6 protein-coding genes and 1 pseudogene are annotated in these 7,411 nt (G+C 49.7%); all 7 read right to left on the minus strand.

Annotation, left to right across the window (positions count from 1 at the left end; translation table 11 throughout):
• Nucleotides 1–1,339, minus strand: a pseudogene (locus Q2B33_RS13910) (hypothetical protein); the annotation flags it as partial.
• A 9-nt stretch (nucleotides 1,340–1,348) separates the two neighbouring features.
• Nucleotides 1,349–1,906, minus strand: a complete 558-nt coding sequence (locus Q2B33_RS13915; RefSeq protein ID WP_300781911.1) for a putative phage tail protein — start codon at nucleotides 1,904–1,906, stop codon at nucleotides 1,349–1,351.
• Between the two features lie 10 nt (nucleotides 1,907–1,916).
• A complete protein-coding gene (locus Q2B33_RS13920) occupies nucleotides 1,917–3,005 on the minus strand; it encodes a baseplate J/gp47 family protein (RefSeq protein WP_300781913.1) in 1,089 nt (362 codons plus the stop codon).
• Complete coding sequence (locus tag Q2B33_RS13925; protein WP_300781915.1) at nucleotides 3,006–3,434, minus strand: DUF2634 domain-containing protein; 429 nt, start codon at nucleotides 3,432–3,434, stop codon at nucleotides 3,006–3,008.
• On the minus strand, nucleotides 3,431–3,850 hold the full coding sequence (locus Q2B33_RS13930; protein WP_300781917.1) for a DUF2577 family protein: 420 nt from the start codon (nucleotides 3,848–3,850) through the stop codon (nucleotides 3,431–3,433). Before Q2B33_RS13930 ends, Q2B33_RS13925 begins: the two co-directional genes overlap by 4 nt.
• 8 nt (nucleotides 3,851–3,858) lie before the next feature.
• The gene (locus tag Q2B33_RS13935) at nucleotides 3,859–4,839 is read right to left on the minus strand and encodes a hypothetical protein (protein ID WP_300781919.1); all 981 of its coding nucleotides are present in this window, start codon (nucleotides 4,837–4,839) and stop codon (nucleotides 3,859–3,861) included.
• A 9-nt stretch (nucleotides 4,840–4,848) separates the two neighbouring features.
• Nucleotides 4,849–5,514: a LysM peptidoglycan-binding domain-containing protein gene (locus tag Q2B33_RS13940; RefSeq protein WP_300781921.1), complete on the minus strand. Its 666-nt coding sequence runs from the start codon at nucleotides 5,512–5,514 to the stop codon at nucleotides 4,849–4,851.
• Nucleotides 5,515–7,411: the final 1,897 nt, after the last annotated feature.

A 7,411-nucleotide genomic window follows, 5' to 3' on the forward strand; every position in this document is an offset into this window, starting at 1 on the left:
TGTAGGTGTCTTTGCTGATAATTTTGGTTTCTAAGCCCGTGTTTAACTCATTAAGCTGATCCTGGACTTTCGATTTTACTCCGGCCAGATACCCCAACTCTGTGGCCGTCACACCTGCAGCCGCAAGCTTGCCGTTACCGTTTGCTACCACAGCCCGGTTAGCTGTCAGGTTTGTCCCCAGCAGCGTGCTCAGCGCTCCACTAGTCAATAAGTTATAAAGATACCTGATATTCTTTACAGCCAACGAGAACTTACGCCACAAGCTGCTGTGCTTTTCCCCAGATGCCACGACTCCGATATCTGCCCATCCTGTCGGATTTGTGGCATCTCCGCTGGAAAAGGTAACAGTATTATTTGCAGAGTCCCCAGTCTTTTCCATTTTGGCGCTCCACCCACTGATTAGGGTACTAGTGATTCCATCCAACACGGATTTATTGCCATGGGTATGCTTTTTGGTATTTGCGTCATTCCAATTTGTCCTCTCGGTAGGCGTTATGTGCTTCGTAGTATCCTTTGTATGGCTGTCAAACTCTGCCGCAGATGCCTTCTTACCAATCGCCGCATCCAGCGCGTCCATGATGGTCTTATGTGCGGCAATCGCATCCGATACCTCCTTCAGGGTATCAAGGTTGCTTGGGGCCCCATTTATCAGATTTGCAATCTCCTGTCGCGTATATGCCGCCATCTGCTCATACAGTCCATCCAGCGCCGCCTGCTGAGGTGCAGACACCGGCTTATCTATGTCAGCTGTGTTGTCGGTCTTGTCAACCTGTAGCTGCTCTCTCGATACCTTGTGCGGATTGCCCGTATCCTGGGCATGGGCCTCCAAGGCTCCCGCAGCCTCCTCCTTTGCGGCATCGATGGCCTCCTCCAGCCTCCCCACCGTCTGCTCATAGTCATCGTATCCCACATATAATATGCTGGGATTGGATACGGTAATATCCGCCACATCAGTTATATAAAGCGATATCCGTATTCTTTTCTGTGTGGACTCCACTCCGGTAGAACAGACAATATGCTGTGCGTCATCACCACAGTTATCATATACATACAGCTTATCTCCGTCATCTGTAGTCACTATAACTCCCAATTCTCGGTAATAATAGTCATAGTCAACTTTAGGAAAATCTGCTGTCAAAATGCACTTTCCATCCATCAAATCAATTTTCAAATTGGTTATCTCGAAAAGCTGATGCACCAATCCTTTCAATGTACTGAAGTTTCCTGGAGCATTTCCATCCCCCACTACGATTGATTTGATATTCATCGTGTTCGATACCTGCGCTTGATTCAGGGCATTTCGCCCATCAACCGTCAGTACAAATCCAGTCCATGCCATATATCCCACCTACCTTTGCGTTAACTCCATGATATCTGCTTCTCCCATAATGTTACCAAAATATGTTTTTCCAGATAGAGCATTGTAATAAACTATGTCCGTTGTAATATGCGCTGGCACCTTTCTCTTAATCAGGCCGTGTATGATATCAATCCCTTGATTGAAATCTTCATCCATAATTATGCTGATATGTAAGGTGCTACCCTCCAACGTCACGCCTTCACAGTCACATCCTCTGAATTTATTCACCATCTCAACTATCTTGTCCGCAGACAGTTTCCCTGAACCTATTAACAAGGCACTAATATAGGCTTTTCTTTCATCGATTGATTTATTCTCATCCATTACAATATGAAGAAAAGCCTCATATCGGGTAAGCGCTTCATCATTCATATATTTCAGAAACTGATAAGCCACCATATCTTCCATATCCTGAGCCATAAGGTCAATAAGCCAGCCGGCCAGCCGGAATACCGCATCCATCTCTTTGATACTTCTGTAATAGCGGGGGCTGTAGGAGGCAATTTCCTCATACCCGCTTCGCTGCTGGTTATTAAATACAAGCATAGGCATCCCCTCATCTTTTCAAAACGGCAGCTTCGTTCATTGTCAGTTCTCCAAGGACAGGTACATTATCTGCCTCAATAATTACATTTTCAGCCAGCCCATTCAGCGTAAGGTTTGCCAAATCCTTAATTCCTGCCACATTGGCCAATATACCGATTACCTTCATATACTGCGCCACCATATTCTCTTCATCAAGAGTATCCAGGGCAATACCCTTCATATAACGAATCAATTCCTGCCGGACAGTTTCCTTTGTACTTTCCAATGAGTATCCGGAGGCGATTACCACATCAAACGAAATATTGACTGCCTCCTGCCCGGCTGCCACTGCGAAGAACCTGGATCCCAAAAGCACCTTTCCCCGTCCCAGTCCTTCAGAACCTGGATCCATTTCCTCCTGAATCTTCTTAATCAACGACTCAGGAGGCACTGTGCCTTCCGAACTGATGATAAGGGCCTTTACGGTACATGGTCCATATGCCAATGGAGCAATAATCGCACGGCCGACACCATCATACGATTCACAGCAATTCTTATACTGCTGCTCATTCCAGTTTTCCGCAGGTTCTGTAAGGGCCTCCTCCCACCGTCTCCGCAAGTCTTCATCCCTTTCCTGATCCGTACCGGCGGAGTACATATCTCCAAGCACGGCGGATTTCAGCCCCATGGTGTTACGTACCGGAATCAGCCTCTCTCCCTTGAGGAGATAGTTCGTCTTTGTGCCTACAACCTCAGAACGCAGATAAAAATCTTCCCCATCCTGCACCACCACAAAATAATATCCGCCAGCCATGAACCGGTCTCCAACCAAATCCGCTGGGGCCACCCCATCAAATATCGGCACATAATATGATGGTGTCGCCTCCTTACGGTACACCTGTTTCTGCGCCGCCCATTCGTCCAGCACATCGCCTGTGCAGGAATCCGCGAACAGAAAATCAAACACAGACCTGAGGTCTTCATAGAACTTTGCCGTCCTGAGGCAGTGACCTGACGCTGCATCCATATACAAACTTCCCTCCCTCGTATCGACCTCCAGTGCATCCCCCATCTCCCTGGCCTGATTCATAAGATAGTCTTCGGTATACTGGTCGAACACTCATACCACCTCCTTTATCGGGATTTCTCCATATATCGTGTCTACATCAAAGGTAATGATACAGCTGTCCTGCATGGGATAGGTGCCCCCGAACTCAATCCCAACATTATATACTCGGAGCACCCGTGGATCATGAATCAGCGTATCTGTTACCAGGAAGGATATCTCCGCTTCTATATACTCCCTTGTGACGTTTTTGTCTAGCAATGTATCCATGATTTCGCTCCCATACTGATTAGAGTAAATCAGGCAACGGAACCGCGGCGTCAGTATCGCCTTCTTGATGTACTGGTTCATAGCCTCCTGCCCATCAACAAAACCTATGATCCTACCCTCGTCCCAATCAATCCTATAGGTCCGGGAGGTTTTTTCCTGCTCGTTCTCAATCGTTTCAAATGGAATAGGAATATCCAGCGCCGTATGAATCACCCCCTTCTGTCCAGGACATAGTATTTTTTCCCTTGATTATAGGAAAGCAGATATACTATCTCTCCCGCTTTCAGCCCTGTGTGGAGAATCAGCTTTCCCCCTGTAAGCTGGAAGCTTTCAAGTTCATGTCCATGCTTTCCGCTCTTCTTGATTGCAGGATGTTCATGCTCCCCCTTTTCGTCCTCAGCTCCCGTCGGCGCATATAAGACTCCGCCGTCCACCATGACATCTGCCTCTATCTCCCGGTCTGTCAGATGTTCTGGGACAATCAGGGAATTGGAGGAAAGCGTCATCTTGTCATCGTTGGTGAGGGTTATCTCCAGCGGGGAAGCATTCGTAACTGTCCCCTCGACCACCCCCGGGCCATCCGGCATAAGGCTCTGTATCAGCTGCTTTAAGCTTGTCTGGTCTTCCATGGCTCCTCCTATCCGGCAGAATCGATGTCATCTGCAAAATTCAGCTTCAACGTCATTTTGTGCGAATTCCTCGTGAACGTATGGACATCCTCGTCAATATAAAATGTCCTTTTAATCCCCAGATGGGGGATTATCACATACACACAGCCTCCAGACACGGCCTCCGAAATCCCAATGCCTGATACCTTCAGGGATTTTGTCGGCATGCCTTTTTCGGCAAACACCGACTGCACCAGTTCCTTGATCTGTGCGTCATTATAGGTGTCGTCCACGGATTTCACCTCCATGAATGCCCCTATCTTTCCCTCTAAGGCCGTATTCACTTCCTCGTAGACTACCGCATCCTCTTTGGACAAAAGCCTCACCCTGGTCTTTATTCCAACGATGCTTTTCGTATAGCTATAATCCGTAATGTTCGCCCCGACTTCCAGCACCCACTGCAGCGCGGATTCAGCCCTCCGCTTCAGATGGATGTCCCCTTTCTCTGAGGATATATAGTGACGGATGCCCGTCGCCTTATATGTGATGCTCAAGGCATCCAGCAGGACATCATAGTATGTCGTCTTCGCTTTCGGCAGCTCCGGAATGACATATGCTGTATCCACAGCGCCGCCCCCTGTCATCCCAATCCGCGCCATGCAGTCGTTGAAGATTTCCGTTGCGGTCTTATTGGTATAGCAGAAAGAGTCCTTGTTGTTCGCCAGGTAATACATGTTGTCATAGGCAGCCAGCACAAGCTTTTTCTTATTGCTCTGCGTATGGGACACGATGATGCCCCGGAACAGCTCGGCTCCATCCTCATACATCACGCACTGATCCCCATCCTCGCAGTCCACTGATACCCGTTTGTGGCTGTCCCCATCATCATCCAGCAGCGTAATCTTGACATTCCTCGGAGCGGCGCCTTTCCTGCCGCCCCAGGTAATCGTTTCAAAGCACTCCGAGACATCGTAGCCTACAGTGCCTTTGATAATTATAAACTGTATCATAAGCACCCCCTATGCTGCCGGAATGGTAAGAACCTGCTTGGGGTAAATGAGATTTGGGTTCCCACCGATTACTGATTTATTGGCATCATAGATAATCGTATATTTGGCTCCGCTTCCATAAAATTTCTTAGAAATGTTCCACAAGCAGTCCCCTTTCACGACCGTGTATGTCTGCCCACCGGATGGTGCCGTATCAGTCCTGGATACAGGCGCTGAGATAGTCGCCTTTTTCGCGGAGACCTGTACCTTGACCTGGCGCACCGACACTTCCCTGTATTCCTTTAAGGTGATGGCGTAATGGATTGTTCCGGGGTCTCCCCCCTGCTCCTCTGTCTCAAACCTTTCAATGGTGACGTACATAGATATGTTCATCCCGCCAGTAATCGTGAACCGCACAGGCCGCTTGCTGTTCTTCAGCGCAAGTATCGTGTTGACGGCATCAAGCGGATTCGGGATGTTCTCATAATCACATCCACTAAAATAATGCTCCGGAAAGAACCTGGAGAACGAGATGACCGCGGCATCGCTGTCCTGAATCACGGTCACCTCTCCGACTCCGCATACCTTCACCCTATCATTATCGCTTCCATAGGAAACGACGACCTTTTCCGGAAGGACAGGGAACCGGAACCTGGTATTCTGCTGTGCAAGATACATCTGGCAACTAGAACTCATATGCCCCTTCCCCCTCTTCCATGATTTCCTGCTGAAGGATATTCATGATGGCTCCTTTCGCATTTTCCACAATCATGTCTACTATGTCTTCCTTGCTGACACCGCTGCCCCCAAACTTCATCTCACCGGCCCCTTCAATCTTAAGGGTGATGATCTTGTCCTGGGAGTCGTTGCCGCTTTCGGCTTCCTCTGGATGGGAAACGTAAAATTCTTTGTTCCCATTCCCCCGCGCCAGGATATCTGCTGTCTCGCCTGCGGTATAGACCACTTCACCGCCGCTAAAGTTGACGAGCTCCGGCCCCTCCTCGCCCACAAGCGCAAGGCCAGGTTCAGCGTCCAAGGTTCCTGTGGCATATCCATGGTATCCTCCGCCGCTCAGGTTGCCATTAGCGAAGCCTAGGGAATCGATGGCTCTCTGCGCCTTTGCCACACCGGCCTGAATCTCGCTTACATAGGCATCCATAGTAGCCTTTGCATTTGCCTTGGCTTCAACAGACAGATCCATGCCGTCAACCATATCTTCCATCTCTGTCTGCATGTTCTCCAGCTTTTCAGAGAATTCCGTCTCCAGGTCTGCCACGCTTGCTGCTGTTTCGCTCTGGGCCGTCTGCAGGTCATTGTACTGCTGGACCACAGCGGACAGGTCTGCATCGTTCATGCTCTCCATACCGGCCAGCATTGCGGCAGATTCCTCGCTTCCGTCTGTCAGGCTGGCCAGCATATCGCTCAGCCCTTCAATGTCGCTTGCCCTTTCGGTAAGGCCGGCCATGTTCTCATTGTAGGAATTCCAGTAATCGATCTGCGATTGGAGGGCATCCTTGATGCTCTGGGAGGACATGGAGGCCACGTCCTCCACCTCGTCCCATAGGCTATATTGTCCCTGGATGCTCTGCAGCGCCGCCTCGTATGCGGCATCATATTCCTCACAAAGAGACTGTAGCGCCTCCGAATACTGGCTCAAGGCATTCTGCGCTTCCGTGTATCCATCGGATGTGTTTTCGACAGCTTCTTTCTCCTGTTCAAGTTTTTCGGCCATCTCTGCGGCGGAAGCACTGGCCAAAGCGAACTCTGCCATCATTTCCTCTATTTCATCCTCGGAATATCCCATCTGTGCATAGCAGGCTTCAATACTTTCCGTCAAAGTGTCAAAGTTCTCTTTGGCTCCACTTGTCGCCTCCTTTGCCTGATTCCATACATGGTAAGCATCCTTTACCGAACCGCTCCAGTTCATTTCAGCACCATCGGCCCAGCCGGTCCATGCCAAAAATGGATGCTCCTCGGCCCAGTCCTCCTCCAGGGCACGCTCATATTCTGCCTTGGCGGCCACCTGTGTCTTCATGGCCTCATCATATGCCTGTTGCGCTTCCTGGTACTGTGCAAGATAATCCATAAGCGCATCCATATTGGCCTGCGCCCTCTCCTGCTCCGCTGATTCCGAAACAACGGCCCACAGATCTTCCACGGACATGTTCAGCTTTCCGTTGGTTTCGTCAAGCGTCAGATTCAGACCCTCATAGGAGTCGTTCAGCCGATCCACTATATTCTGCATAATTTCCATCTGGCCGCCCGACAGATCCGCACCTTCCGCCATTGCCGCCAGCTGCGCAATCAGCGATTTGGAATCCGATTCACTCTGGCCTATCGAATCCACAGCCTCATCATAGGTGTTCGCTATTTCATCCAGCGTGGTCTTGAGCTGCTCATTGTATGCAATCAAGTCCCCGATGGTCTGCTTATTATTCTCGAATGCTTCCGATAGTTCATCTATCTGGTTCTTCAGATGGTATGCCTCCACCGTATCAGCCTCACCGGCCTCCGCAAGCGCATCGTACTGCTCCTGCAGGTTTTCCAGCTCGTCAAGATCGGAAGAGCGTCGTGTAGGGAAAGAGTGTAGATC

It is taken from the genome of uncultured Acetatifactor sp. (assembly GCF_948601915.1).
Classification (GTDB): Bacteria; Bacillota; Clostridia; order Lachnospirales; family Lachnospiraceae; genus Acetatifactor.

Excerpts from the sequence above, each read along its gene's own strand:
- Q2B33_RS13915 (WP_300781911.1), bottom strand. The coding sequence starts at position 1,906 with ATGCTTGTATTTAATAACCAGCAGCGAAGCGGGTATGAGGAAATTGCC.
- Q2B33_RS13930 (WP_300781917.1), bottom strand. The coding sequence starts at position 3,850 with ATGGAAGACCAGACAAGCTTAAAGCAGCTGATACAGAGCCTTATGCCG.
- Q2B33_RS13935 (WP_300781919.1), bottom strand. The coding sequence starts at position 4,839 with ATGATACAGTTTATAATTATCAAAGGCACTGTAGGCTACGATGTCTCG.
- Q2B33_RS13940 (WP_300781921.1), bottom strand. The coding sequence starts at position 5,514 with ATGAGTTCTAGTTGCCAGATGTATCTTGCACAGCAGAATACCAGGTTC.